This is a genomic window from Atribacterota bacterium, from assembly GCA_028703475.1.
GTDB lineage: Bacteria > Atribacterota > Phoenicimicrobiia > Phoenicimicrobiales > Stramentimicrobiaceae > JAQVMU01.
In genome coordinates, this window is the sequence record JAQVMU010000090.1 from 3,443 (window position 1) to 5,110 (window position 1,668).

At 32.0% G+C, this 1,668-nt stretch carries 2 protein-coding genes; both read right to left on the reverse strand.

The genetic code is table 11. The features are described 5' to 3' along the window. On the reverse strand, window positions 1-273 hold a 273-nt coding region (locus tag PHQ99_07740; protein ID MDD4289461.1), incomplete at its 3' end, for a phospholipase D-like domain-containing protein. A gap of 184 nt (window positions 274-457) precedes the next feature. Continuing rightward, window positions 458-1,668 (reverse strand): DUF401 family protein (locus PHQ99_07745; protein ID MDD4289462.1); only part of this gene is annotated, 1,211 nt, incomplete at its 5' end.

The following is a 1,668-nucleotide window of genomic DNA, read 5'->3' on the forward strand; positions in this document are numbered from 1 at the left end:
GTCTAAATATATTTTTAACTCTACCCCTCTATTTTTAGCATTGACAACTTCCTGAGATATTTGGCTGTCGGTTAAATAATACATAGCAATATGGATTGATAATTCTGCTCTTTTCAAGTGTTCAATGATAACTGCTTCCGGATCATCGTACAGGGAAAAGTAGACTAGGGGTTTTGCAATACATATTGCTTGAAATGATAATGTTAAAAAAATAAGGGAACATAAAAGACTATAAACAATCTGTAGAAATTTTCTTTTTCTGTAAATAAGCATTTGTTTAAAAATATTCCTTTCATTTGTTGTTGGGTATGTTCGAAATAATAGTTCTTACTTATTATAACATTTGATTTTGACTACTGTATGTCTGGAATTAATAGATTTGTTAAAACTTTAAAATGTTTTAGTTCTAAATAATGTTAGAAATATTTGGATTGTAATTATGATATGAATCGTATTCTCAGTTAAACCATATTCCTGATATAAAATAATTAATTATTAAAACAGTAACCAGGGCAAGAAAAAACTTCCAATATTCTTTATATAATTCTGCAGTAGAAACTTTCATATATTCGCAGGTAAATAATTGACACAGGTGCAGGGGAGAAAAGAAATACCCTACAAAACCCCAGACGAAAGTAAAGTGACAATAAAGTAACAATTGACTATTTGATAACGGCAACGTTGTTAATATAGGCAGTATTACGCCTAGGGCAGTTGGCTGGAATCCGGTTGTTATGCCAAAGAAAAAGGAGATGATTATAATACCAAACATAGTAGTTTCAGGATTACTCAAAATCATAGTTAGATAACTGCTGAGGGATTCCATTTCAGCAATGACTCCCTGAATTAGATAAACACCCACTAACGCAAATAGAATCTTAAAATTAAAGGCTTTTATTACATCGAAGAAAAAAGTCTGTTCCGGATGAAGCATGTATACAATAGATAAATTAACCAATAACCCCAGATAAAACGGCAGGCCGAAAAAGATATTTAAAAGCACCGCTGCATAAACAGGGGAAGTATATTTAAGTAAATTGATAATATTTATTCCCTTAATTTCTGTAAAGCCGATTTTATCATTTTTTACTTGTCGGATATATAAGAAATAGCCAATAGCACAATATATAACCACAAAAATACTGTTAAGACCTGCTAACCTATAAGGAGAAATTTGTGGAGCAAGTGATACTACTACCAGAAAACCAGAACTATAGGGCATTATATGCATAGCAATATGCCTATAAACCAGATTAATAACAGCTCTGCGGGTGTTGGAAATATTAGATTCTTCTCCAAGCTTATCGACAAAAGGTGCAGATATAATTGCCCCACCTGGAACAGATAGTAAACCTACTATTGCAGGTATACTCATTAGGGTAACTCGTTTACTCGATATTGTCATGGTTAAATATTTGATAACATTATCGATAATATTATATTTTCTCAGAAGTACTCCCAGTATTCCTACTTCCGCTATAATTATGTATTGCTGTATTTTGCTAAAATTAAAAAAGGTTTTTTTAAGAATCTCTTCTATCGAAGAAAAACCTATTCCGCCTATTAGTGCCATCAGAGCCGCACAGATACAAATGGCAAGTCCAATGGGAACTTTTTTCTTACTCAAAAGCGGGATACTGAAAAAAGAAATTATTACCGCAACAAATT